A 26588-nucleotide genomic window follows, 5' to 3' on the forward strand; every position below is an offset into this window, starting at 1 on the left:
AAAAAATATTCCCTAAAAATAGGTAAAAAATCGTATTTGTATTACAGATTTGAAAATCAGTGAATTGTAAAATAATTTACGAAGTTTTTACAAAAAAAATCTCCAAGTTTCCTTGAAGATTCATTTAAAATTTATAATTATTTTGCATTATTCCATTCACTTATGAAATGTAATTTCACATTCGGGAATTTTTCTTGCGTCATGTGAATCGTAAACGCCGAATCTGCCAAGAAAACCATTTGTCCGTGGTTGTCTCTCGCCATAAAACGTTGTTTCAATCTTGCAAATTCTTTAAATTCTTCAGATTTTTCATCGGCTTCAATCCAACAAGCTTTGTGAATTCCTATTGGTTCATAGGTGCATTTTGCGCCATATTCGTGCTCTAATCTGTACTGAATTACTTCGTACTGAAGTGCGCCCACAGTTCCAATAATTTTTCTGCCATTCATTTCTAGAGTAAACAATTGCGCTACACCTTCGTCCATTAATTGGTCTATACCTTTTGCCAATTGTTTTGCCTTCAAAGGATCATCATTGTTAATATAACGGAAATGTTCTGGTGAAAAACTAGGAATTCCTTTAAATAGAATTTTTTCTCCAGCTGTTAAAGTATCTCCAATTCTGAAACTTCCGGTATCGTGAAGCCCAACAATATCTCCCGGGAAACTCTCATCTACCACTTCTTTTTTATCTGCAAAGAAAGCATTGGGAGAAGAAAATTTCATTTTTTTGCCTTCTCTCACCAAAAGATAATTTTCGTTTCTTTTGAAAGTTCCAGATACAATTTTCACGAAAGCCAATCTGTCACGGTGTTTCGGATCCATATTAGCATGAATTTTAAACACAAATCCTGTAAAATTCTTTTCTTCGGGGTTTACAAGTCTCTCATCAGATTCTTTAGGCTGAGGCATTGGTGCAATTTCTACAAACGCATCTAGCAACTCTCTAACTCCAAAATTATTAAGAGCAGAACCGAAAAACACCGGTTGTTGTTCGCCAGTAAGGTATTGTTCTCTGTCGAATTCTGGGTAAACAGATTCTATCAGTTCCATTTCTTCTCGAAGAGTAGAAGCGGCTTTTTCGCCGATAATTTCGTCGATAGAAGCATCGTTAATATCTTTAATCACAATACTTTCTCCAACTTTTTGCTTTTTTTCTTCTAAAAATAACTGAATGTTTTTTTCCCAAATATTATAAATTCCTTGGAAATCACTTCCCATACCAATCGGAAGCGAAAGCGGAACCACTTTTAAACCTAATTTTTGCTCTACTTCGTCTAATAAATCAAACGCATCTTTTCCTTCTCTATCGAGTTTATTAATGAAAACCAACATTGGAATTTTTCGCATTCTACATACTTCTACCAATTTTTCAGTTTGCTCTTCCACACCTTTTGCAACGTCTATCACTACAATTACAGAATCTACTGCCGTAAGTGTTCTGTAAGTATCTTCTGCAAAATCTTTGTGACCTGGTGTGTCTAAAATATTGATTTTCTTTCCTTTATATTCAAAAGCTAAAACCGAAGTTGCCACGGAGATTCCTCTCTGTCTTTCAATTTCCATGAAATCGGAAGTTGCTCCTTTTTTAATTTTATTGGATTTTACAGCACCCGCTTCTTGAATTGCACCTCCGAAAAGAAGTAATTTCTCTGTCAAAGTAGTTTTACCAGCATCTGGGTGAGAGATAATCCCGAAGGTTTTACGTTTTGATATTTCGTCTAATAAGCTCATTTCTAAATTTTGAAAGTGCAAAAATCGTGATTTTTAACGAGAAATGAAAATTTTAAAAATTTTGACAGCGTAGTAATACAATATATTTTTTAAAAACTTCCGACTTCTGACTTCCAGCTAAATATTTATCTTTGATGAAAATTTCAGTGATTTCAAAAACGTCTCTTATTCTCAAACGGATATTTCTATGAAATTTTAAAATTCTTCTAATCCAGAATACCAATAATCTGTGAAAAGAATCGTTTCTTTGCTGGGAAAATAGGTTTAGATTTCAGTTTATTATTTTTTTACTTTAAATTTTATGAATAATTCGAAATATAGAAATTACATTTTAGACAGTTACGGTGCAATAGTGATGATTCTTGCATTGGTTTTCTCGTCTTCTCTTATTGGAGTTATCGTGAAATTGTCTTTTGATTATTTTCGAGTAGATATTAGATACAATGAAGCATTTAATATTTTGAGTTATTTATTTACTTTTTTACCTGTAATTTGGGCTTTTGATTATTTTGTAATGAGAAGAAAAGGAAAAGTTCTCAATTTTAATATGCAAACAAGACCTTTTCATGTTTATTTACTCATTTTCCCAATGATGTTTGGGATGATGCTTATTGCAGAATTTACCACTTCACTTATTCCAATTTCTGGACCTGTTTTTGGAGAATGGTATCAGCTTTTTTCGGAACAGATGGAAGCAATTTCAGATAATACTTTTATGGTTTTTCTATTGGTGAGCTTTTTTGCACCAATTATAGAAGAAATTATTTTCCGAGGAATTATCCAAAAAGGAATGATTAATAACGGCGTAAAACCTAGAAATGCAATTCTTGTTTCTGCCCTTATTTTTGGTATTGTTCATTTCAATCCTTGGCAATTTATTGGTGCTTTTCTTCTGGGAATTGTTTTGGGAGTGGTTTATTTCAGAACGAAATCTTTATTAATGTCTATTTTTCTACATTTTTTTAATAATACAATTGCTGCAATAATGATGAAGTTTTATGATACAGACAGTTTTGCAGAGTTGTTACAAATTCCTAATTATCTTATTTTATTTATTGGAATTGTTATTTTTGCCGTTTTTTACTACTTATTTATGTATAAAAATAGAGTATATTATCGAGAATGAATTTTAGGGCAGCTATTTCCGCAAGAGTTTATCCTGAGCATGTCGAAGGATTCCCAATCTTTTTTTGCCAAAGCTTTGCCAAAACAAAAAAAAGGATTTTCACTCAGGTCGGGCTGCAAAAAATGAACATATTTAAAATTATGAGACTTTATAAAATTACAAATTTCAATCAATCATCAACCATCAATTATAAAAAATGGAAATCTTAGTTGCAACACACAATTTACACAAGAAAGAAGAAATTCAACAAATTCTTGGCGAAAAATATAAAATCACTTCTCTTACAGATTATAACATCCACGACGAAATTATAGAAGACGGAAATTCCTTCCACGAAAACGCTTTAATTAAAGCCAAGTTTTGCTTCGAAAAAACAGGAAAACCAAGTTTGGGAGACGATTCTGGTTTGGTGGTTCCGGCGCTAGACGGGAGACCCGGAATTTTTTCTGCTCGTTACGCAGGAGACCACGATTTTGATAAAAACATTGAAAAAGTTTTAGAAGAAATGCAAAATGAAGAAAGCCGAGAAGCTTATTTTATTACCGTTTTGTGTTTGCACGATGAAAATTCAACTCATTATTTCGAAGGAAGAGTTTATGGAAATCTAAGCAAAGAAAGAAGTGGCAAAAAGGTTTCGGCTACGACCCGATTTTTATTCCAGAAAATTATGAAATTTCTTTTGCAGATATGCCTTCAGAAGAAAAAAACGCCATCAGCCACAGAAAAAATGCATTGGATAAATTTTTGCAATTTTTAGAAAAATAAATCTTTAGAAAATTCAAAAATGTATTTTCTAAAACAATTTTTTTATTTTTCGTGAATTCGTGGCAAAAGTCATAAATTTGCAAAACACCAAACACCTATCATCAACACCCAATATTCAACAATTTGAGTACTTATTTAACGATTCTCGGCTTTAATTCTGCAATTCCAACAGTGAAATCTGCTCCCACCTCACAGTTTCTTGAAATGGAAGAACGTTGTTTTCTTATTGATTGTGGCGAAGGAACGCAGGTGCAGCTAAGAAGAGCTAAAGCAAAATTCTCAAAAATTAATCATATTTTTATTTCTCATCTTCATGGCGACCACGTTTTTGGTTTGCCAGGTTTAATTTCTAGTTTCAGACTTTTAGGAAGAGACACGCCGCTTAATGTTTACGGGCCAAAAGGAATTAAAGCAATGATGGAAACTATTTTTAAATATACCGAAACGTATCAAGGTTTTAAAGTAATTTTCCATGAACTTTCTTCTAAAAAATCTGAGAAAATTTTCGAAGACAATAGAGTAGAAGTTTATACCATTCCGCTAGACCACAGAATCTATTGCAACGGTTATCTTTTTAAAGAAAAACCAAAAGAAAGACATCTTGATATGAAAGAAATTTCTAAATATCCAGAAATAGAAATTTGTGATTATCATAATCTTAAACGAGGAAAAGATTTTATTTTGAGTGATGGTTATGTCTTGAAAAACGAAACACTTACAAAACCCGCAGAAATGCCCGTTTCTTACGCTTTTTGTAGTGATACCAGATATTCTGAAAGTATTGTTCCGATTATTAAAAATGTAGATTTGTTGTATCATGAAGCTACTTTTTTGCACGATTTGAAAGAAATGGCAGAATATACAGGACATACAACAGCGCTAGAAGCTGCCAAAATTGCCAGAAAAGCCAAAGCTAAAAAATTGATTTTAGGACATTTTTCTAACAGATATGCAGATTACAATGTTTTTCTAAAAGAGGCTTGTGAGATTTTTCCAGAAACGTACCTTCCAAAGCAATTAGAACCTGTAAAGATTTAGGATTTACAATTTTTGATTTTATTTGTATTGATTAAAATCAAATATCATCCATTAATAGTCAATTATAATCAATGAACGAACAAGAAATCTTTGATTTTTTGAACCAAAAAGCAGAACAATACAATCATTTGGATTTTATTGAGCTAGACCCAATTTCTATTCCTCACCAGTTTTCATTGAAGCAAGATATAGAAATTTCGGCGTTTTTTTCGGCTACAATAGCTTGGGGAAATAGAAAATCTATCATTACTTCGGCTCAAAAAATCATCAATTTTATGGGGAATTCTCCTTATGATTTTGTGATGAATGCTTCTGAAAAGGATTTAGAAAAATTAGATAATAAAGCCGTTCATAGAACATTTTCTGGTGAAGATTTTAAACAATTTCTTCTCAATTTAAAAAGAATTTATACAGAATCTGAAAGTCTCGAAAATCTATTTTTACTTCAAGAAAACGAAGAAAATTACTATCATTCCATCGAAAGATTTAGAAATCATTTTTTAGGTGAAACGCTTCACAGAAGTCATAAACACGTAAGTTCGCCTTATAAAAATTCGGCTTCAAAAAGATTGGTAATGTTTCTGAGATGGATGGTTCGTCAAGATAAAAAAGGAGTAGATTTTGGGATTTGGAAAAATGTACCTCAAAAATATTTATCAATTCCGCTTGATGTTCACACGGCGAATATTTCCAGAAAATTAGGAATTCTCAGCCGAACTCAAAATGATTGGAAAGCAGTGGAAGAATTAGACAAAATGATTAGAAAATACAATTCCAAAGATCCTGCAATTTATGATTTTGCACTTTTCGGAATTGGTGTTTCTAAAGAGTTTTAATTCTTATTTAAAAACGTAAAATGATTTTTTAAAACCATTTTTTCTTTAAAAATACCCAAACTCCAACAATCGAAAGAATAATAGAACCGAAAAGAATTAAATAAATTCCGTTTGGATTATTTTCTAGATGATTGGTAACGTTCATTCCGTAAATACTGGCGATAAGTGTAGGAATCATCAAAATAATAGAGATAGAAGTTAATCTCTTCATTATTACGTTCAGATTATTAGAAATAACAGAAGCATAAGCGTCCATCATTCCGCTAAGGATATCACTAACGATATGAGAAGAATCAATGGCTTGTTTTAGCTCAATTTCTACGTCTTCTAGAAGTTCTTCGTCTAAAATATTTTTAATTTTTCTTTGATTTTTGAATCTGTAAAGCAAAATTTCGTTACTTCTAAGTGATGTACTGAAATAAACTAAAGACTTTTCTATATTAAATAGCGTTTGCAAATCTTCATTTTTGATAGAACGTTCCAAATCGTTTTCTGCATTTTTAATTTGGATGTTGATTTGTTTCAAATATTTCAAAAACCAAACACTTGCGCTAAGATGAAATCTCAAAATAAGGTTTAGATTATCTGTTTCTACTATAGATTTTCTGGTAGAATAGTAGTTTACAAAATCTTGTAACAAATCTGTCTTATAAAAAGTAATGGTTACAAAATAATCATCATTGTAAACAATACCTAAAGGAATGGTTATAAAGGGAGATTTTTCGTTGGTTGTTTTATAAGGAATACGAAGCAGAACAAAAGTCCAATCGTCTTCCACTTCAATTCTTGGGCGTTCGTCTATATCTTCAATATCATTATAGAAAGCAGCAGGAATTTTTAATTCGTCTAAAAGAAAATTTTTGTCTTCGGTAGAAGGTTCTTCTATACTTATCCAGGCTCTTTTTCTTAGTTCGTTTTCTTTATTTATCTTTTTTTCTATGTAATAAATGTTTTTCATTTCTAGATTTTTTTTGGAATTAAAGATTAAACTTAACTAGAACCTTGCACTTTTGGTAGCCCAAATTTCATTCAGAGAATTGATTTTTTGCATCTTATAAATGTGCCGAAATCAAAATCTTTGCAAATTTACGAAAATTAGTACTGAAAACCCATTGTGAATTTTTATTAATACAATTTTAAAGAAATTTTAATTGTAAATTTGTAAAAAATTAGAAAATGAAATCAAAAGATTTGAAGATAAAAAAAATACCAACAATTATTGATAAATTTTCGGATAAAGCTATTGTATGGATTGGTTCTATACAATCTTTAATAGCACATACTTTTGGATTTATTATATCATTTTCACTTTCTGTTTTTGGTTTGGTAGAGTTTGATAAGATGTTGCTGGTTCTTACCACTGTTGTTTCTTTAGAAGCTATTTATTTGTCTATTTTTATTCAAATGTCTGTAAATAAAAGTCATGAGCATATCGAAGATTTGAAAGAAGATGTTACTGAAATTCAAGAAGATATAGAATATATTCAAGAAGATATTGAAGAAATTAGCGAAGATATTGATGAAATTCAAGAAGATATAGACGAAATTCAAGAAGATATAGATGAAATTGCTGATGATGACGATGATGATGATGACGAGCACAAGGAAAAAGCCAAAAAAGTAATCCTAAAAAGCAATGTTTCTAGCAATACCAGCGAAATAAAATCTTTGAAAAATAGAATCAACGAATTACAAGCTCAGCTAAAAGAATTGATAGAAGACGACGAAAATTAATTTGCAGATTTCCACTCTTTTGTAAAATTAATAAAATCTTCTACGCTTAATTCTTCAGCGCGTTTGTCCATAAAAGTGTGATTTTTTAAGCTTTCTGGGATGTTAAGAGGTTTTAGAGCGTTGCTCAATTTTTTTCTTCTTTGATTAAAGCCAGTTTTCACAATTTGTTTAAAAAGTTCTTCGTTTCCTTCTAAGCCTTCTTTTCTGTTTCTGGTCAATTTTATAACGCCAGATTTTACTTTTGGAGGCGGATTGAAAACGTTTTCGTGAACCGTAAAAAGATATTTTACATCATAATAAGCCTGCACCAAAACGGTGAGAATTCCATAATCTTTGGTTCTTGGTACAGCAGCAGTTCTCTCGGCAACTTCTTTTTGGAACATACCCGCCATTTCTGGAATTTGTTGGTAATTATCAATAATTTTAAAAAGAATTTGCGACGAAATATTATAAGGAAAATTCCCAATTACAGCCACTTCATTATCAAAAATATTACTTAAATTAATTTTTAGGAAATCACCTGTAAAGTGTTTGTTTTCAAGTTTTTGATAATTTATTTTTAGATATTCTATAGATTCTGTATCAATTTCTGCAACGTAAGTTTCGGTAGGTTTTTCTAATAAATATTTGGTAAGAACTCCTGTGCCAGGACCAACTTCTAATACATATTTGTACTCTTGAAAATCAAGACTATCTACAATTTTTTTAGCGATATTTTCGTCTGTAAGGAAATGTTGACCGAGGTGTTTTTTGGCTTTTACGTTCAAGATTTTAAAATTTTTGTAAAGATATGAATTTTGTCTTTAACATAAATTTAGATTCCAATTCAACGTTATTTTTTTATTCTGAATTAGTTTTTTTTGATAAGAATGATGTTGTTGGTTTTGTTTTCTGCGTGAGTGCGAAGCGATGTGTTTGAGCTCTTTATATTTTTTTGAATGGGTTTGGAGCGTTGGAAAAAATATAAAAGCGAGTGAGCGAAGAACGACCTTTTTTGTAGAGGAGAAGCTTGGCAAAAAAGGGCACGCCCAAATAAGTTTTAAGATTTTTTAACACAGTTTAAGACTTCTACAAAGGCGAGTTTCGGAGTTTTTTTTCTATTTTAGCAGAAAATTTTTTATTGATGGCAAAATTAGCAGACGATTTAAACAAAAAACGACTTCGTTCTAGTAACATTACAGTATCAATAAGTATTGCATTAGTTTTATTTTTGGTAGGACTTTTCGGGCTTATCCTTATTAATGCTCAGAGATATTCTGATTATATTAAAGAGCAATTGGTGGTAGAAGCGTACTTTGATGAACATCTTGACCCAAAAGATTCTGCAAAAGCAGATGAATTGAATAAAATTACTTACGAAAGAATAAAACTTCTTCCTTTTGTTAAAAAAGCGAAATTTATCTCTCAAGAAGAAGCTACTTCTATTGCTAAAACTCAATTGGGAATAGATTCTGAAGCTCTTTTTGAAGGAAATATTTTTCCACCATCTGTAGAAGTTACCTTAAAACCAGAATTTGTAGACCCAGCTAAAATTGATGCTGTAGTAAAACAAATTAGCGATGTAGAAGGTATAAAAGAAGTAAAAAATGATAGTAAACTTACCATTGAAGTATATAATAATCTGAATAGAATTCTTACTTGGATTTTAGGTTTTTCGGTCTTATTTTTAATTGTTGCAATGGTTTTAATTAATAATTCTATAAGACTTAAAATTTTCTCTAAACGATTCATTATCAAGACTATGCAATTGGTAGGAGCAAAGAGAAGGTTTATCTTAAAACCGTTTATAAAAGAAGCGATAATCTTAGGAATTGTAGGTGCTGCAATTGGTCTTACGGCATTATTTACAGGTTGGTACTTCTTTACCAGTGAAATAGGAACTCCTTTTGTTCAAGATACCAATAAATATGTTTGGTTGGTATTTATTGTAGTAGGAATTGGAATTCTAATAACTACTATTAGTACAATATTTGCAACTTGGAGATTCTTAGCTTCTAGTGTAGATGATCTTTATTATTCATAGAAATTGATATAGAAAATGTCTAAAAATAAAACTTCAGTTCAAACTGAAAACAAAGAAAAAAGTCCTTTTTATTTTGGTAAAAAAAATTATCAATTAATGATTATTGGTTTGGTGCTTATTGCATTGGGATTTGTTTTGATGATGGGAGCAGACGCCAATACTGTAGATGGAAAATTTGATCCAAATGTTTGGAATGACGATATTTTCTCTATTAGAAGAATCAGAATTGCACCTCTTTTGGTAATTTCTGGATTTGTGGTAGAAATTTTCGCCATTTTAAAGAGAAATAAATAATTGAAATCAAAATAATTAACTTTGTCAAAGATTAAAACTTTGACAAAGTTTTTTTTATAACTATAATAAAGCTAAATGCAGATTGCAGAAAGCTGAAACCAATAAAAATATGGATTTAATACAAGCAATTATTATTGCAATAATAGAAGGACTTACAGAATATTTGCCCGTTTCATCTACGGCTCACATGATTTTTACCAGCTCAATTTTTGGTATTCAGGAAGACGAATTTGTAAAAATGTTTCAAGTGTCTATTCAGTTTGGAGCTATTCTAGCGGTGGTATTTCTGTATTGGAAAAAGTTCTTCGATTTTAAAAATTTTAATTTTTACATTAAATTAGCTTTTGCAGTACTTCCTGCATTGGTTTTAGGGAAATTATTTGATGATAAAATAGATGCAATCTTAGGAAATCCTATTCCAATTGCTATAGTTTTGGTTTTGGGCGGAGTTGTTTTATTGTTTATTGATAAGGTTTTTAAAGTTCATACTGTACACAACGAAAAAGAAATTTCTATAAAAAAAGCAATAATGATCGGGTTTTGGCAATGTTTAGCAATGATGCCAGGAACCAGTAGAAGTGCCGCTTCAATTATTGGAGGTATGCAACAAAAACTCACCAGAGAAGCTGCTGCAGAATTTTCTTTCTTTTTGGCTGTTCCTACCATGTTGGCTGTTACTGTTTATTCTATTTTCTTGAAGAAATTCAATTATCAAGGGATTGAACAAAAAGGTTATGAAATGCTAATGCAAGGCGACAATTTGAAATTGTTTTTGTTAGGAAATGTTATAGCGTTTGTAGTTGCTGTAATTGCGATTAAATTCTTTATTGGAGTGATTAAAAAATACGGCTTCAAACCTTGGGGTTGGTACAGAATAATCGTTGGTATAGCGCTTTTGGTATATTTTACTTGGTTTAAATAAATGGAAAAAAGAGTTTTTAGAAATAAGATTATTTATTGGATTTCGATAATTTATTTTTTAACAATATTATATAGTATTTTTAAATATTTAACTCAATTTTTTTTAATAATAGATAAAGAACATATCAGATATTATATTAATGTTTTTAATTTTATTATAATAATTGTAATCTTAATTTTTCTAATAGACAAAAATTCTAAATCTGTATTTTTAATTAATTTTTTAATTGGATTTATAGTGCTTTTAGCGGTTTTTAAAATTTTTAACGCTTATTTTTATTTTGGATTTTTTCAAGAACAAACTAAAGGAGAATTATTTTTAATATTCTTGAATTTGCTTTACCTTTTTTTAGTTAACTTCTTTAAAGTAAATCAGAAAGATATATTAAAATCCGAAGAAATAGACCAAATTGGAAATGAAAATATTGAATCTTAAATAAATGACAGCAGAAGATTTTTTAAACGGACAAATACTATTAGTAGACAAACCTTTGGATTGGACTAGTTTTCAGGCTGTTAATAAGTTAAAATACAAACTGAAAAGAGAATTTAATTTACCTAAAAAATTTAAAATTGGGCATGCCGGTACTTTAGACCCTAGAGCTACAGGTTTGCTGATTGTTTGTACGGGTAAATTCACCAAAAAAATTCCCGAAATTCAAGATGCTCCAAAAGAATATTGGGCAGAAATAAAAATTGGTGTTCAAACAGAATCTTACGACACAGAAAAACCCGAAATTCTACCAAAAGATTTTTCTCACATTACGGAAGATTTTATCATTGAAACTTTAGAAAAATTTGTAGGAGAAATAGAGCAAATACCGCCTGTGTTTTCTGCAATAAAAATTGACGGAGACAGAGCTTATGATTTAGCCAGAAAAGGAATAGATGTAGAAATGAAATCTAGAAAAACTACAATTCATTACCTCAATAATGTGGAAATTAATTTGCCTTTTATTAGTTTTACAGTAGGTTGTAGCAAAGGAACTTATATTAGAAGTTTGGCTCACGATATTGGACAGAGTTTAGAAGTTGGCGCCTATCTTACGCAACTCAGAAGAACAAAAATAGGAGAGTACACTGTAGAAAATGCTCAATCTAATATTTTGGAAAATGAGTTTAGATTTGAAAATATTGAATTATGAAAAAGTTTTATTTTTTATTAATTTTAGTTTCAATATTTGGGTTTTCTCAACAAAATAGAAATCAAAACCAAGGAATTTATTGGAGTACAGATGCTCAATTTGCTTATGGTTTAGGAAAAGCTGTTGCAGATATTATCAACGAAGATAATAATGTAGATTTCAATGCGAATGTAGGTTTAACTTCAGTTGTTGGTTTTCAGCCAATAAACAGAATTGGATTGGGAGCCGGTTTTAGATATAATTATATTTACGATAATATCAATAATTTTTATTTTATATTTCAACCCAAAATTTATTTTGGAGATGTTTCAGATTCTGGATTTTTGTATTTTAATGCAGGTTTTGCCCTTACAAAAAGTGATGTGAGAAATGCAAGATTATATACTTTAGGAATTGGTGATCAAAATTCTATCAACGTAAGAATGAAGTATTATTATTCACTTTTTTTGGAAAATCACAGCATGAGTTTCGGAAACGGACTTAAAAATAATTTGTACATTGGTTTAAACTTTGGGATAACATTTCATTCTAATAAAGTAAGAGAAAAATAATTATTTGTAGCTCATTACTAATTACTTAAAAAATGCAAGAAACACGTATCAATAAATATTTATCAGAAGTAGGTTTTTGTTCTAGAAGAGAAGCAGACAGACTTTTGGAGCAAGGCAGAATTACCATTAATGGCAAAAAACCAGAATTAGGAACCAAAGTTTCTGATGCTGATGAAATCTTTGTTGATGGTAAAAACATCAAAAAAACTGAAGAAAAACACGTTTACATTGCATTTAATAAACCTGTTGGCATTGTTTGTACTACCGATACGAAACGCGAAAAAAACAATATTGTAGATTACATTAATCACCCGAAAAGAATTTTCCCTATTGGAAGATTAGACAAACCGAGCGAAGGACTTATTTTATTGACTTCAGATGGTGATATTGTGAATAAAATTTTGCGCGCAAGAAACAATCACGAAAAAGAATATATTGTAAGAGTTGATAAACCTATTTCTCCAAAATTTTTAGAAAAAATGCGCAACGGAGTACCAATTTTAGATACAGTTACCCGAAAATGCGAAGTAGAACAAATTGATACGCTACAGTTCAGAATTGTTCTTACACAAGGTCTCAACAGACAAATCCGTAGAATGTGCGAATATCTTGGCTATGAAGTAAAGAAACTGAAGCGCATCAGAATTATGAACATAAAACTAGATTTGCCCATTGGAAAATGGAGAGATTTAACAGATGTAGAAATGCAACAACTAGATTTACTCCTCGAAAACTCTAGCAAAACGATTGATTAATTTTTTTCTAAAATTTCTGCCATATAATTTAGTAATTCCTTTTTCATTTTGAAATAAGAACCACTTAAAGCTTCTTTATATTTGTTTAAAGCACCGTCTAAAGCTGTTATTTCATCATTGTTGTACTTATTGTGTTCAAAATACATGTAAACAGCATCAACGTAATCGTTCAAGATTTTTTTATCTTCAATTTGCATATATTTTTCAAAATTTGAGGATAAAAGCTCTTTAATTTTTTCTTTAAAAACTTTTTCTTTTGTGAGTAAAGTATATCTGTTTTTAGAAATAGTTTCAAAATCTAAACGCTGAGACATAAATTCTAAATATGGAACAAAATTTTGAAAAGCATTAAAATATTCATCAAAATCTTTATCTGCTTTGAAGAAGTTTTCTGCCATTTCAGAAAATTTTATTTTTTCTTCTTCAGTTGCTTTTTGGTAGATGGTTTGATAGATTTTATTATCATTTTTTTTAATTTCTTCATCTACAAAAGACATTCTATTTTTTAGAAGTCTTAAAGCTTTAGGAGTTTGACTTCTGGTGTATTTTATCCCGTCATAATCAAAAATTTTAAGTTTGTAATTCCCTTTTTCAATCATTTCTAGAACATTCGAATCATTTTCTAATGCACTTTTCTCGAAAACAAGACTCACTTTTTCGTCGGAAAATAGATTTTCAGAATTTAATAAAGAATTTTCAGAATGGAGTAGTTCTGAATTTTCAAAAAGAGGATTTTTAGAATCATAATAAGAATTGAAAATTTTGTTGAATGTTTTCTCATTAATTAGACCTTTGTATTTCTCTTCAAACTCTTCATCTGTAAGGTAATTTTCGGTGTGAGAAATCATATTGTACTCAAAAAGTTTGTTGGTGAATTTTTCTGCATAGTTTTCAAATTGTTTCACAATGCTTTTTGCGAGTCTATTATCTACATTCTCAGATGGAATATTTAGTTTTTTTATTGCTTCAATTCTTTGTTTTGTAGTAGGATGAGAAGCCCATTGGTTTTCAATTTTAAGTTTAGATTTATTGTATCTATCTAATTCATTTTCATTAATATAAGGTAACTCATTTTTTACATCATGGTTGTTTTCTTTTGCCAGATAATGTAGCAAAATAGTTTGGTTTTGATAGATATTTTTGGTGTCCGAATTAATTTTTTTGTCTAAATAGAAATTTAAAGAATTGCCAAGAGCAGCATCAGAAAGGTCCAGTCTCAATAAAGAAGCAGATTTTACATCAGAACCAACAACATAAGTTGCGATAGCATCTGCATTGAATTCCATTTGTCTGCTCAAAGACATGTGTTTTAAATACAAAAAATCATAAAATTTTGCCAAAATCCATTGAATTCCATTAATAAACCAAACCGAAATTTTTGTAAATATTCCAATAATGATGTGTGTATTTGCAAAACTATCCATAGATTCATTAAAATTTTTATTGTTGTAAAGCATATCATAAATCATTTTATTTGCTTGATTTACGTAGCTTCCAACTTTCATACTTCTTTGCGAAAAGTGACCAAATTCGTGTGCAAGTATTGCTTTCAATTCGCTTACAGTAGTAGTATTGATTAATCCCATTCCTATTGTGAGATTTTTCTTTACGGGTAAAAACATGCTCCAAAATGTAGAATTGTAATTTACAAAAGCGTTTACATCATTAGATAGAAATACTTTTTTGGGTTGCTCTGTTCCAACTTCGTTTACAACTTCATCTATCAATTTGAATAATTCTGGCTCTTTATTTCTATTAATTTCTATAAATGCGCTAGTGTCATTATTTTGAAAACTAAAAATGAATTTTACCAAAAATATTAAGATAAAAGCTGCCATTCCTAATAATCCGCCACAAATAAGAATTACAAGGTAATTGAATTTTAAATTTATTATTATTTGAGTTACCAAATATCCTATTGCGGCGACTAAAGCCAAAGCTAAAGCTATTAGAATAAGATAAATTAAGAAAAATAAAAATATAAATAATATAGAATTTGTTACTTGTTTTTTGTATTCTTTAGAAATTGGAGGTAGAGTTTTCGGCATTGGTTTTAGTATTTTTCGATGAGATATTGATACGCTTTCAAATATTTATTGAGGCGTTTTAAGTCTTTTTCGGTTAAAGGTCTGTTAATTCTTCTCAAATCCATATTATCTCGCAAATCATTTAATTTAACGGCAATAGCAAGAGGAGATTTTTCTGTTCTTTTGATAAATTCGTCGTAATCTTCATTTGGCGGATTTTTGGTAAGACATTCTATAGCAAAAATTTGAGCTTCGGAGAAACCTTGTTTTCTTAGAAAATCATATGAATAATCTGGGCAATCTTCAATCAAATCGTGCAAAACGCCTACAATTTTTTCGTCTAGCGTTTTTCCGTATTCCATCACTCTCATTACGTGTTTTATATAAGGAGCGCCATATTTGTCAACTTGTTTTCTGTGTCCTTTTTCGGCAATTTTTATGGCTTTGTTTAGTAAAAGTTCTTTACTCATTTTTCGGTTTTGCAATTAGAATTTTTTCTAAATTTTCTTTAGGTTTTGCTACTAAAATTTTATACAAATCGGCGTTTCTGCTTTTTGCAATCGGTATATTATAAGGAGCTGGAGATTTTGTAGCACTAAATTTTTTATAATCTAAAACATTTGTTTTTATTGACAAATCTATTGTAGGAAGCTCTATTTTTGGCATCTCCACTTTTGGTATTTCTACATTTGGAAGAGTGAAATTTTTAATTTGAGAAAATCCTAGAAACGGTAATACAAACATTGTAAGAGTAAATAATTTTTTCATGATATTAATTTTTTTAATCTTAGGATTTTTATCAAAAATTTTCTAAGATTTCATGGTTTGTAATTTTATTATGTAAAAATAGTAAATTTTTGTACACAAAATACAGAAACAAAAAAAGACTGATGGCAAAACTTCTTTTCTTTTTCAAGTTAAGATGTTATTGTCATCAGCTCGGATTAGCCGATTCTCTGTTTTGGATAAAAGCATTTTTTGAAACTATTTCAGTTGCATTTTCCAAAAAATTTACCTTTCGGTATTATTTAGAATTTTGCTAAGTTTCGCTTATTTTCCTCACAATTAATGAGTTTCAGCTTATGTTTGTCTTTAATTTTTAGTTTCTATGAAATTACTTTGCGTTTTTCAATTTTTTGAAACTAAATTTTTCAGACTGTTTTTTTTGTCATCACCTAAGTTTAAAGTTTAATTGCTTAAACTAATAAACTTAAGTGTTTGACAGTTTTTGTCTTTGCTTATTGCTTTTTCTTAAATTTTCATTCTAAAAAAAATATAGCTACAATAAGCATTTAGACGGTTTTTGTCATTGCTTTCAGTTTTGATTCTTAGATATTTCATCCTTGAAATTGTCAACTTTCCACTTCTGACGGTTTTTTAGTCTTTCACTAAGCGTAAAATGTAAAATAAGACCATTATAATTCATTTTTTATCTTAATTAAGACTGCTTCTTGTGTCTTCCTCTTATTAGCTTAGAAAAGCCTTTCGATTTTCAAAACATTTGAATATAAGTATCAGACGGTTTTTGTCTTAACCTCTCATTCAAATTTCAGAAAAAACTTTAAATTCTTTCAAAACTTTGAAGTTGATTGTTTTTAGACAATTTTTAAGTCGCTTTTAGAAATATAAAAGATTTTTTGCTTAATAATTTTAGTTTCGGCTTAGCAATTACGCATCCACTTCAAAACAAATTTCAAGTAAAAATTTTATTTTATATCCTTGTTAAGACCTTAATCTTTGGCTCTTTCAACTTTAGACTTCGGGTTTCAACTCAAAAGCTTGACTTGATTGTTGATGTAAAGATAATATTATAAAATCCTGATTTGCAAATAATTCTATTTGTTTTTCTTCACTTGTTTTCAAATAGTTATTCACTTTTTTAAATGAGAAAAACCCTTTTGTTTTAAAGGAAAATTAAAATTACTAACAATTTATTAAATTAAGGTTAATGAGTTATTTTAGTGAAAATTCAATTATTTTTATTCTCCCATTTTTGATGATATATACAATAAAAGTGAAAAATATTTCAATTATTCGAAGTATTTTAAAATATTTATTCCATTCTTTTTATAGGTTCTAGGTTTTTTAATTCGTCTTCCGAAAATAATTTGTAGTCTATTTTGAAAGTTTTTCCTAATGGTGTTTCTAGAGAAAAGCCACCAGGTCCGAAACCATCTACTACATCTAATGTAAAGTGAGAAAATTTCCAATATTCGAATAAATCACGGTCTAGCCAAAATTCAAAACCATCTACCAAACCAATCATCACATCGTTTGTTCTTACGTAGAAGCCTCCTTTTTCGAAACATTGTGGCTGTGTTCCTTCGCAGCATCCGCCAGCTTGGTAAAACATTAGGTCACCATGTTTTTCTTTTAAAGTTTTTATTACTTCCAAAGCTTTTTGAGTTACGTCTATTCTTTTTACCATAATTTTTAATTTTAATAAAGATAAAAAAAGGAATGCTGATGAACAACATTCCTTCGGTTTTTGATAAAAACAAATTTTAGAAAAATCCTAACTTGTTTTTATTGTAAGAAATTAACATATTTTTAGTTTGTCTGTAATGGTCTAGCATCATTTTGTGGTTTTCTCTTCCAATTCCAGATTGTTTGTAGCCTCCAAATGGAGCTCCCGCAGGATATGCGTGGTATTGATTTACCCAAACTCTACCTGCTTGTATTGCTCTTGGAACTCTGTATAATTCGTGAGCATCTCTTGTCCAGACTCCCGCTCCTAAACCATACATGGTATCATTTGCTAATTCTATAGCTTCTTTGGTTGTTTTGAAAGTGGTAACAGCTAATACAGGCCCGAAAATTTCTTCTTGGAAAATTCTCATTTTATTGTGTCCTTTGAAAATAGTTGGCTGAATATAATATCCACCTTCTAAATCTCCACCAAGATGATTAACATCACCACCGCAAAGAACTTCAGCACCTTCTTCTTTTCCTAATTTAATATATGAAAGGATTTTATCTTTCTGAATTTGTGAAGCTTGAGCTCCCATCATTACAGTAGAATCTAAAGGATGTCCAGTTTTAATAGCTTTAGTTCTTTCTACCACTTTTTCTAGAAATTTGTCTGCGATAGATTCGTGAACCAGTAATCTTGAAGGACAAGTACAAATTTCACCTTGGTTAAGCGCAAAAAGTACAGCACCTTCAACAGCTTTGTCTAGAAATTCGTCATCTGCATCCATCACAGAAGGGAAGAAAACGTTTGGAGATTTACCTCCTAATTCTAAAGTTACTGGGATAATATTTTCTGTAGCGTATTGCATAACCATTCTACCTGTTGCTGTAGAACCTGTAAAAGCGGCTTTAGAAACTTTAGGATTGGTAACTAAAGTTCTACCCAATTCTGCTCCGAAACCATTCACAATATTAATAACACCAGCTGGTAATAAATCTTCTATAACTTCCATTAAAACCATAATAGAAATAGGAGTACTTTCTGCAGGTTTCAATACTACGCAGTTACCAGCAGCAAGGGCAGGAGCCAATTTCCAAACAGCCATCAATAGCGGGAAATTCCAAGGGATAATTTGTGCAATCACTCCAATAGGTTCGTGCACAATTATAGAAACGGTATCTTTGTCTAATTCTGAAATAGAACCTTCTTCTGCTCTTATTACGCTTGCAAAATATCTGAAATGATCTACCGCTAAAGGCAAATCCGCAGCCATAGTTTCTCTAATCGCTTTTCCGTTGTCTACGGTTTCTACAGCGGCAAGAAAAGGAAGATTTTCTTCAATTCTATCTGCAATTTTATTGAGGATAATACTACGTTCTGTGGCAGATGTTTCACTCCAAGTTTTAAATGCTTCTGATGCTGCATCTACAGCTGCTTCAATGTCTTGTTTAGCAGAATGTGCTGCTTTAGACATTATTTTACCATCTAACGGAGATAGTACTTCAAAATACTGCCCAGTGGAAGGAGCAGTCCATTTTCCATTAATAAAATTGTCGTATTTTTCTTTTAATACAGGACGGTTGATAATTGTTGACATATAAATAGTTTTTAAATTTTTATGTTGCCAAAGTATTCAGAATATGATAAATGTCATAGTATAATCGTCTAAATTGATAGTAAAATAATATTTGGGTACTATATGTGATGAATAGATAATATAATTCTTGGTTGGTTGAAAAAAAATGATATATTTAGACCATATACCTATTTTATTAAAAAATTACCCAATAAATATATATGAATAATGGTAAAAATTTGCTCTATACTCCTGATTTGACGGCAAATGAGCAACTCGATAGCATCATTGAAAATAAGACTACGTTTACCCTAAATAACTGTGAGTTTTCTCTCTTCGAAACTCATAAGCGAGCTGCTGATGTTAAACTACGGTTTAATGATTTAACTTTTACAGCCATGTTAAGAGGAAAAAAAACAATGAAATTAGAAGATAAAACAGATTATTTTGATTATTTCCCTGGAGAAACGGTTTTGGTTTCGCCGGGAGAGACAATGGTTATTGATTTTCCAGAAGCAGATGAAACTCCTTCGCAATGTATTGCGCTTAGCTTTAGTCCAGATTTTGTAGAAAATTCTCTCAATTATTTCAATACAAAACTTCGCAAAATAGATGATGATAGTTCTTGGCGAATTTCTAATGAACAATTTTATTTGTTCAACAGTTTGCCATTGGCTTCGGCTACTAATAACTTGATGAGAATAGCCATGGAAGATAATATGAATAAAGATATTATGGCAGATTTGGCTTTAAAAGAACTTTTAATACGATTGATGCAGACGCAAGCAAGTAAATTGATAGAAAGTGATTATAAAAAGCTAAAAAACACCAGCAGATTAGCATTTATAATTGATTATATTAAGAATAATCTTCACCAAAAATTAAGCGTAGAACACTTGGCAAGATTGGCATTGGTAAGTAAATCTAATTTTTTCAAACTTTTTAAATACGAAATAGGCATTGCTCCCAACGAATTTATTTTAATCGAAAGAATAAAACGTTCTAAAGAGCTTTTAAAAGAAGACCAAAGCATAAAAGAAGTAGCTTTTGCCACAGGTTTTTCGGATACAAATCATTTTATAAAAACCTTTAAAACTTTTGAAGGAATTACACCCAAAAACTATCAAAGAAGTCTTTTTTCAGACTATAAAATAGTTTCTTAAACCAAAAAAAAACGCTCCAACATTGGAGCGTTTTAGATTTATGATTGAACAAAATTTAGTAAGAATTTTTCTCTACAAAATGTTTCGCAATTTTTTCAGTTAACGCAATTACGTTTGGCTGATTGGTGTATTTTGTAAATCTTCTTAAGCCAGAAAGCATCATACGTTGTTCATCTCCTTCAGCAAAAGAAACAATTCCTTCTTTAGCCGCAGCAATAATTTTTTCTATTGCTTTGTAAAGATTCAGTTGAGCCATTGCAGCTTCTACAGAATCTGGAGCAAAATGTTTTTCAACTCTTAAAATAGCAGATTCTGCCATATAAATTTGATTTAAAATCTCTGAAGCATTAATCAATAAATGTTGTTGCTTCTCAATTTCCATCATATATTTTTGAAGTGCAGCACCAGAAACCATCAAGAAAACTTTCTTAAGATTAGCGATAATTGCTTTTTCTTCGCTCATAAATTCAGAATAATCTGGCGTTTCGAAACTTGGGATGCCCATTAATTCTTTACCAACTGCCATTGCAGGAGACATTAAATCTATTTCTCCTTTGAAGGCTCTCTTAATCAACATTCCTACAGAAAGAAGTCTGTTGATTTCGTTGGTTCCTTCATAAATTCTAGAAATTCTGGCATCTCTCCAAGCTGCTTCCATTGGTGTATCTTCAGAGAAGCCCATTCCTCCAAAAATTTGAATTCCTTCATCTGCTGAATTTTGAGCTGTATCAGAAACAAAAACTTTTAAGATAGAACATTCTACAGCATATTCTTCCACACCTTTTAATTCAGCTTCTTGATGATTCATTCCGCCTTCTACCAAAGCATCAATTTTATTTTGAACATCTTGAGCAGCTCTGTAAGAACCTGCTTCTGAAACGAAAGTAGCCGTAGCCATTTCTGCTAATTTTTTTCTAATTGCCCCAAAAGTTGCAATAGGAGTGTTGAATTGTTTTCTTTCGTTTGAATATTGAACAGAATGATTAAAAATTCTTCTTTGAGCATCTAAACAAGCTGCTGCTAATTTAATTCTACCAACATTCAAAGCATTTAAAGCGATTTTGAAACCATTGTTTCTTTCGCCCAAAAGACATTCAACAGGAACTTTCATATCATTGAAGAAAACCTGGCGAGTAGAAGAGGCTCTAATCCCCAATTTATGTTCTTCTTCCCCGAAAGTAAGGCTATCAGGATTTTCTAATTCACTTCTGTTGACTACGAAACCTGTGATATTTTTATCATCATCAATTTTTGCGAAGAACGTGAAGGTATCAGCAAAACCTGCGTTAGAAATCCACATTTTTTGTCCGTTGATGATGTAGTGTTTTCCGTCTTCCGAAAGTTTGGCTTTGGTTTTTCCAGAATTTGCATCAGAACCAGCATCAGGTTCAGTAAGACAATACGCTCCGAATTTAGTTCCAGCTGCTAAATCTGGTAAATATTTTTGTTTTTGAGCTTCAGTTCCGTACAATAGGATAGGAAGCGTTCCAATACCAGTGTGAGCGCCATAAGCGGTTGCTAACGAACCTGTTGCGCCAGAAAGATAATCACAAGAAATCATGGTAGAAACGAAACCAAGACCTAAACCGCCGTAATTTTCTGGAACTGCAATTCCTAAGAATCCCATTTCCCCAATTTGTTTCATACATTCTTCAGTGAATGCGTAGTCTTTTTTCTCGAAATCTTTCTTTGTTTGGAACTACAACTTTGTCTATAAATTCTTTGGCAGAGTCGCGAAGCATTTTTTGTTCCTCCGAAAAATCTTCCATAGTGAAGATATTCTTAGCTTCTATTTCTTTTATAAGGAATTCTCCTCCTTTTAGTGTGCTCATATTAATTTATTTGTATTTATGTACGATGTACAAAGTACAAAGTACTTTTTGTTAATATTTTTTTTGAAATTTTAAAAGATACATTGTACATAGTACATTGTACTTTTTATGATTTAAAGAAGTTCAATTATACTCGCAGCGCCTTGTCCTGTTCCTACACACATCGAAACCATACCATATTTTACGCCTCTTAATTTCATTTCGTCAAGAAGCTGAACGGTTAGTTTAGTTCCTGTACAACCAAGAGGATGACCAAGAGCGATTGCGCCACCGTTTACATTCAAAATTTCTGGATTTAAATCCAATTCTTTTTTAATCGCAACTGACTGAGAAGCAAATGCTTCGTTCAATTCAATTAAACCAATATCTTGAAGAGAAAGCCCAGCTTGTTTTAACGCTTTTGGAATAGCGTAAATTGGACCGACTCCCATAATTCTTGGTTCAAGACCAACAGCGGAATAAGAAACTAATCTTGCAATAGGTTCTAAATTTAGTTCTTTAACCATTTCTTCTGACATTACTACCACAAAAGCAGCTCCATCAGACATTTGAGACGAATTACCTGCAGTTACAGATCCTCCAGCTGCAAAAACAGGTCTTAGTTTTGCCAAACCTTCAATAGAAGTATCTGCTCTAGGACCTTCATCTACAGAAAAATCAAATTTTTTGGTTTGAACTTTTTGATTTTCGTCTAAGAAATTATATTCTACTGGAATCGGAACGATTTGTTTTGCAAATTTACCTTCAGAAAGTGCTTTCAAAGCTTTTTGATGAGATTCAAAAGCGAATTGATCTTGCTCTTCTCTAGAAATATTATATTGTTTTGCTACCTCTTCAGCAGTGTAGCCCATTCCCCAATAATAATCTGGGTTAGATTTTGCAATATGACTTTCAGGAACTGGTTTGTAGCCTCCCATCGGAATAAAAGACATACTTTCTGCACCTCCTGCAATGATACAATCTGCCATCCCTGCCTGAATTTTTGCAGAAGCTATAGCAATTGCTTCTGAACCTGAAGCACAATATCTGTTTACGGTAACACCAGGAACTTTATCGGTATTCATTCCCATTAAAGAAATGAGACGAGCCACGTTAAGACCTTGTTCGGCTTCTGGCATAGCATTTCCAACGATTAGGTCGTCAACTCTGTTTTTATCTAACTGTGGCAAATCTGCCATCAATTTTTCTATAACTTTTGCAGCCATTACATCTGGACGAGTAAAACGAAGAGAACCTTTCGGAGCTTTTCCTACTGCCGTTCTGTAGCCTGCTACTATATATGCTTGTTTCATAATTTTTTGTATTATGTACAATGTACAATGTACAATGTACTTTTATTAAGATTTGTAATTGTTGATTAATTTTATCAGCATATTTTGAATATGTCTCAGTTCATTGAAAACTAAATCATAATTTTCATTTGAAATGTATTCTAAATTTTTTGCAACAATTAGTTGTGTTTCAAACTCAAAAGAAGAAGCTAAAGCAATAGATAAAAACTGAACAAATTGTTTGTCGGTATCTCTACCAGCGCCTTCTGCTATATTTGAAGATATTGAAACCAAACTTCTTCGAGATTGAGAAGTTAACCCAAAGAGTTCATCTTTTGGGAAAGTTTTTGAAAATTTATAGTAAAGCGTTGTTAAATCAATCGCTTTTTTCCAAACCTCTAACTCTCTAAAATTGTGCATAATTTAAAATTAATTCAAAATACTTTTTACTTTGTACATTTTACTTTGTACAAATTAATTACGAAGCGGTTTACCATTCTGTAACATATACTGAATTCTTTCTAGAGTTTTTCTTTCTCCACACAATTGTAAGAAAGCTTCTCTTTCTAGGTTCAATAAGTATTGTTCTGTAACTTCAGTTGGTTCAGATAAACTACCACCAACCATTACATAAGCCAATTTATCAGCAATTTTCTTATCGTGGTCAGAGATGAAATTACCGGTTACCATTTGGTCGGTTCCTACGTAGAACATTCCCAAAGCACCTTGACCGAGAACTTTTACTTTTTGTTGAACAGGTTGAGTATAACCTTGTTCAGCCATCAATAATGCTACTTTTTTAGCTTCAGCAATTTGTCTGTTTTTGTTAACCACAACAATATCTTTATGTTTCTGAAGAATTCCCATATCAAAAGCTTCGTGAGCAGAAGTAGCCACTTTTGCCATTGCAATATTCATGAAGGCTTCTCTAAGGCGGTTGTTTTTAACATCATCTGCAACCACGTCATTCATGGTTCTAACAGCAAATTCTTTAGAACCACCACCACCAGGAATTACACCAACTCCGAATTCTACCAAACCGATATATGTTTCTGCTGCGGCAACCACTTTATCTGCGTGCATTGTCATTTCGCAACCACCGCCAAGAGTCATTCCGTGAGGAGCAACAACAACAGGAATAGAAGAGTAGCGAACTCTCATCATCGATTTTTGGAAATAAGCAATAGCCATGTTCAAATCGTCCCAATCTTGTTCTATTGCCATCATGAGAATCATTGCTAAATTAGCACCAACAGAGAAATTAGCACCTTGATTTCCAATTACTAAACCTTCGTATTCTTTTTCAGCTAAATCAATAGCTTTGTTGAGTCCGTCAAGAACTTCACCTCCCAAAGAATTCATTTTAGAACGAATTTCAAAATTGATAATACCGTCTCCTAAATATTGAATAGCAGAACCTGAGTTTTTCCAAAGCGTTTTGGTAGGTCTGATGTTATCAAGAATAATGAAATTATTTTGACCAGGAATTTCAGCAAATTCAGAAGCTTGTTGGTTGAAGAATGTTTTTGTTCCATCTTCTTTTACTTGATAGAAAGAATTTCCTTTTTCTGCGAAAGATTTTGCCCAATCAGAAACCGTAAAACCAGCTTCTGAAGCCAATTCAATTCCTTTTTGAACGCCTACAGCATCCCAAATTTCGAAAGGCCCATTTTCCCAACCGAAACCTGCTTTCATGGCGTCGTCTATTTTGTAGATTTCGTCAGAAATTTCAGGGACTTTATGAGAAACGTAAGCGAAAAGTGCTCCAAAAGATTTTCTGTACAATTCGCCAGCTTTGTCTTTACCACCAATTAAAACTTTGAATCTATCAAGAGGTTTATCAATAGATTTGGTTAATTCTAAAGTCGCAAAATTTGCTTTTCCTTGTAGTTCGTATTGTAAAGTATCTAAATTTAACCCTTGAATTTCAGATTTTCCGGCTGCATTTTTCACTTTTTTGTAGAAACCGCCATCTGTTTTAGAGCCTAACCATTTGTTTTCCATCATGGTATTGATATAATCTGGAAGAACAAAAGTGTCTTTAAATTGCTCGCTTTCAGCACCAGAATTATGAACGCCATTTGCAACAAGTACTAAAGTATCTAAACCAACAACATCAGCCGTTCTGAAAGTTGCAGATTTTGGTCTTCCAATTACTGGACCTGTTAATTTATCTACTTCAGTAACGTTTAAACCGATAGATTTAACATTGTGAAGTAAATTCATAATAGAAAAAACTCCAATTCTATTGGCAACAAAAGCAGGTGTATCTTTTGCCAAAACCATGGTTTTACCTAAGAATTTTTCGCCATATTCCATGTAGAATTTTATAATTTCTGGGTCTGTGTCTGGCGTTGGAATAATCTCTAAAAGAGGTAAATATCTTACAGGATTAAAGAAATGTGTCCCTGCGAAATATTTTTTAAAATCGTTGCTTCTACCTTCTGTAAGCAAATGAATAGGAATACCAGAAGTGTTAGAAGATACCAAAGTCCCTGGTTTACGATATTGTTCTATTTTTTCGTAAACAGATTTTTTGATGTCTAATCTTTCTACTACTACTTCGATAATCCAATCTGTATTTTTGATTTTTTGCAAATCGTCGTCAAAATTTCCTACAGAAATTCTGTTTGCGAATTCTTTTTTGTAAAGAAGTGCAGGACTAGATTTTACTAATTTTGCCAAGCTTTCAGTTGCAATTCTGTTGCGTACTGTTTTGTCTTCTTTTGTAAGACCTTTTTTTGTTTCAGTATCTGTAAGTTCAAAAGGAACAATGTCTAAAAGCAAAACTTCAACGCCAATGTTTGCAAAGTGCGCTGCAATGCCGCTTCCCATAATTCCCGAGCCGAGAACTGTAACGTGTTTTATTCGTCTTTTCATTTTAATATATTGAGTTTTATACTATTTTTTTGTATTGATTTCGTTTGCGATTTTCAGTATGTCAGACATTACTTCTTTAAAGATTGCAAATTTTTCTGCATCAATTCTATCCACCACTTTTTGATTGAAATTTACTACAACTTCTTTAGACAAGTTTCTAGATTTCAGTCCTTTATCTGTTAATTTTATAATAACTTCTCTTTTGTCTGTAGTTGTTTTTTCTTTATAGATGTATCCGTTATCTTCCAGAAGTTTAATAATTCTGGTAAGAGAAGTAGGTTCTATAGCCATTTTGGGACCAAGATTTGTACTTCTTGTACCTTCTTTAGGGTCAATTTTTAACAATGTTAATGCTTGTACTGCGGTAGAATTGTATAATGAAGCCTGCTCTGTGTACATTTTAGAGACTGCTAACCAAACAGACTTCAATAATAAATCTACACTTTCTACTTTTCCTTTGTTCTTAGTTTCCATTTTGTAAAAATGTTATGCGTGCATAGCAAAT

General features: G+C 31.2%; 23 protein-coding genes and 2 pseudogenes. 12 read left to right on the forward strand and 13 right to left on the reverse strand.

What is annotated here, in order from left to right; genetic code table 11:
* Positions 1–137: 137 nt before the first annotated feature.
* Positions 138–1733 (reverse strand): peptide chain release factor 3, encoded by a 1596-nt coding sequence (locus QM746_RS09740; RefSeq protein ID WP_414984044.1) that lies wholly within the window; start codon positions 1731–1733, stop codon positions 138–140.
* Positions 1734–2034: 301 nt separating this feature from the next.
* On the opposite strand from QM746_RS09740, the gene QM746_RS09745 reads away from it, so the two are divergent.
* The 4 genes and pseudogenes from QM746_RS09745 to QM746_RS09760 all read left to right on the forward strand — a co-directional run bounded on the left by QM746_RS09745 (position 2035) and on the right by QM746_RS09760 (position 5498).
* On the forward strand, positions 2035–2859 hold the full coding sequence (locus QM746_RS09745) for a lysostaphin resistance A-like protein (protein ID WP_414984045.1): 825 nt from the start codon (positions 2035–2037) through the stop codon (positions 2857–2859).
* A 196-nt stretch (positions 2860–3055) separates the two neighbouring features.
* Positions 3056–3624: pseudogene (rdgB, locus tag QM746_RS09750) on the forward strand (RdgB/HAM1 family non-canonical purine NTP pyrophosphatase).
* A 123-nt stretch (positions 3625–3747) separates the two neighbouring features.
* A complete protein-coding gene (locus QM746_RS09755; protein WP_414984046.1) occupies positions 3748–4662 on the forward strand; it encodes a ribonuclease Z in 915 nt (304 codons plus the stop codon).
* 71 nt (positions 4663–4733) lie between these two features.
* Complete coding sequence (locus QM746_RS09760) at positions 4734–5498, forward strand: TIGR02757 family protein (RefSeq protein ID WP_414984047.1); 765 nt, start codon at positions 4734–4736, stop codon at positions 5496–5498.
* 28 nt (positions 5499–5526) lie between these two features.
* Here QM746_RS09760 and QM746_RS09765 read toward each other — a convergent pair whose 3' ends face one another.
* Positions 5527–6456, reverse strand: a complete 930-nt coding sequence (locus tag QM746_RS09765) for a magnesium transporter CorA family protein (RefSeq protein ID WP_414984048.1) — start codon at positions 6454–6456, stop codon at positions 5527–5529.
* A gap of 218 nt (positions 6457–6674) precedes the next feature.
* On the opposite strand from QM746_RS09765, the gene QM746_RS09770 reads away from it, so the two are divergent.
* Positions 6675–7232: a coiled-coil domain-containing protein gene (locus tag QM746_RS09770; protein ID WP_374363846.1), complete on the forward strand. Its 558-nt coding sequence runs from the start codon at positions 6675–6677 to the stop codon at positions 7230–7232.
* Here QM746_RS09770 and rsmA read toward each other — a convergent pair.
* A complete protein-coding gene (rsmA, locus tag QM746_RS09775; RefSeq protein WP_414984049.1) occupies positions 7229–7999 on the reverse strand; it encodes a 16S rRNA (adenine(1518)-N(6)/adenine(1519)-N(6))-dimethyltransferase RsmA in 771 nt (256 codons plus the stop codon). The two genes, QM746_RS09770 and rsmA, sit on opposite strands and share 4 nt — an antisense overlap.
* Before the next feature lie 356 nt (positions 8000–8355).
* Between rsmA and QM746_RS09780 the strand changes: the two genes are divergently transcribed.
* The 6 genes from QM746_RS09780 to rluF all read left to right on the forward strand — a co-directional run bounded on the left by QM746_RS09780 (position 8356) and on the right by rluF (position 12921).
* Positions 8356–9255 (forward strand): cell division protein FtsX, encoded by a 900-nt coding sequence (locus QM746_RS09780; RefSeq protein WP_374363848.1) that lies wholly within the window; start codon positions 8356–8358, stop codon positions 9253–9255.
* 15 nt (positions 9256–9270) lie between these two features.
* On the forward strand, positions 9271–9549 hold the full coding sequence (locus QM746_RS09785; RefSeq protein ID WP_414984050.1) for a DUF3098 domain-containing protein: 279 nt from the start codon (positions 9271–9273) through the stop codon (positions 9547–9549).
* Positions 9550–9658: 109 nt separating this feature from the next.
* Positions 9659–10471, forward strand: a complete 813-nt coding sequence (locus QM746_RS09790) for an undecaprenyl-diphosphate phosphatase (protein WP_414984051.1) — start codon at positions 9659–9661, stop codon at positions 10469–10471.
* A 439-nt stretch (positions 10472–10910) separates the two neighbouring features.
* Positions 10911–11615, forward strand: coding sequence for a tRNA pseudouridine(55) synthase TruB (truB, locus tag QM746_RS09795; RefSeq protein ID WP_414984052.1), 705 nt, complete (start codon positions 10911–10913; stop codon positions 11613–11615).
* Complete coding sequence (locus tag QM746_RS09800; RefSeq protein WP_414984053.1) at positions 11612–12166, forward strand: hypothetical protein; 555 nt, start codon at positions 11612–11614, stop codon at positions 12164–12166. Before truB ends, QM746_RS09800 begins: the two co-directional genes overlap by 4 nt.
* Positions 12167–12198: 32 nt before the next feature.
* Positions 12199–12921: a 23S rRNA pseudouridine(2604) synthase RluF gene (gene rluF / locus QM746_RS09805; RefSeq protein WP_414984054.1), complete on the forward strand. Its 723-nt coding sequence runs from the start codon at positions 12199–12201 to the stop codon at positions 12919–12921.
* Here the strand turns inward: rluF and QM746_RS09810 are convergent.
* The 5 genes from QM746_RS09810 to QM746_RS09830 all read right to left on the reverse strand — a co-directional run bounded on the left by QM746_RS09810 (position 12918) and on the right by QM746_RS09830 (position 18958).
* Positions 12918–14969, reverse strand: a complete 2052-nt coding sequence (locus QM746_RS09810; protein ID WP_414984055.1) for a M48 family metalloprotease — start codon at positions 14967–14969, stop codon at positions 12918–12920. The genes rluF and QM746_RS09810 overlap by 4 nt on opposite strands.
* A gap of 5 nt (positions 14970–14974) precedes the next feature.
* Positions 14975–15418, reverse strand: a complete 444-nt coding sequence (locus QM746_RS09815; RefSeq protein WP_414984056.1) for a phosphohydrolase — start codon at positions 15416–15418, stop codon at positions 14975–14977.
* Positions 15411–15716 carry a hypothetical protein gene (locus QM746_RS09820; RefSeq protein ID WP_414984057.1) on the reverse strand — a complete coding sequence of 102 codons (306 nt, stop codon included), beginning with the start codon at positions 15714–15716 and terminating at the stop codon, positions 15411–15413. The genes QM746_RS09815 and QM746_RS09820 overlap by 8 nt, the downstream gene beginning before the upstream one ends.
* A gap of 1285 nt (positions 15717–17001) precedes the next feature.
* Complete coding sequence (locus QM746_RS09825; RefSeq protein WP_414984058.1) at positions 17002–17376, reverse strand: DUF779 domain-containing protein; 375 nt, start codon at positions 17374–17376, stop codon at positions 17002–17004.
* A 76-nt stretch (positions 17377–17452) separates the two neighbouring features.
* Positions 17453–18958, reverse strand: a complete 1506-nt coding sequence (locus tag QM746_RS09830; RefSeq protein WP_414984059.1) for an aldehyde dehydrogenase family protein — start codon at positions 18956–18958, stop codon at positions 17453–17455.
* Between the two features lie 200 nt (positions 18959–19158).
* Here QM746_RS09830 and QM746_RS09835 point away from each other — a divergent pair, with 200 nt between their 5' ends.
* Positions 19159–20100 carry a helix-turn-helix domain-containing protein gene (locus QM746_RS09835; protein WP_414984060.1) on the forward strand — a complete coding sequence of 314 codons (942 nt, stop codon included), beginning with the start codon at positions 19159–19161 and terminating at the stop codon, positions 20098–20100.
* 55 nt (positions 20101–20155) lie between these two features.
* Here QM746_RS09835 and QM746_RS09840 read toward each other — a convergent pair.
* The 5 genes and pseudogenes from QM746_RS09840 to QM746_RS09860 all read right to left on the reverse strand — a co-directional run bounded on the left by QM746_RS09840 (position 20156) and on the right by QM746_RS09860 (position 26557).
* Positions 20156–21932 (reverse strand): annotated as a pseudogene (locus tag QM746_RS09840) (acyl-CoA dehydrogenase family protein).
* Positions 21933–22045: 113 nt separating this feature from the next.
* Entirely contained in the window at positions 22046–23224 is a 1179-nt protein-coding gene (locus QM746_RS09845) for a thiolase family protein (protein WP_414984061.1), read from the reverse strand.
* 45 nt (positions 23225–23269) lie between these two features.
* Positions 23270–23623: a four helix bundle protein gene (locus tag QM746_RS09850; protein ID WP_414984062.1), complete on the reverse strand. Its 354-nt coding sequence runs from the start codon at positions 23621–23623 to the stop codon at positions 23270–23272.
* A 54-nt stretch (positions 23624–23677) separates the two neighbouring features.
* On the reverse strand, positions 23678–26083 hold the full coding sequence (locus QM746_RS09855) for a 3-hydroxyacyl-CoA dehydrogenase/enoyl-CoA hydratase family protein (protein WP_414984063.1): 2406 nt from the start codon (positions 26081–26083) through the stop codon (positions 23678–23680).
* Positions 26084–26104: 21 nt separating this feature from the next.
* A complete protein-coding gene (locus QM746_RS09860; RefSeq protein ID WP_414984064.1) occupies positions 26105–26557 on the reverse strand; it encodes a MarR family winged helix-turn-helix transcriptional regulator in 453 nt (150 codons plus the stop codon).
* Between the last annotated feature and the right edge of the window lie 31 nt (positions 26558–26588).

Source organism: Cloacibacterium sp., assembly GCF_047601505.1.
GTDB lineage: Bacteria > Bacteroidota > Bacteroidia > Flavobacteriales > Weeksellaceae > Cloacibacterium.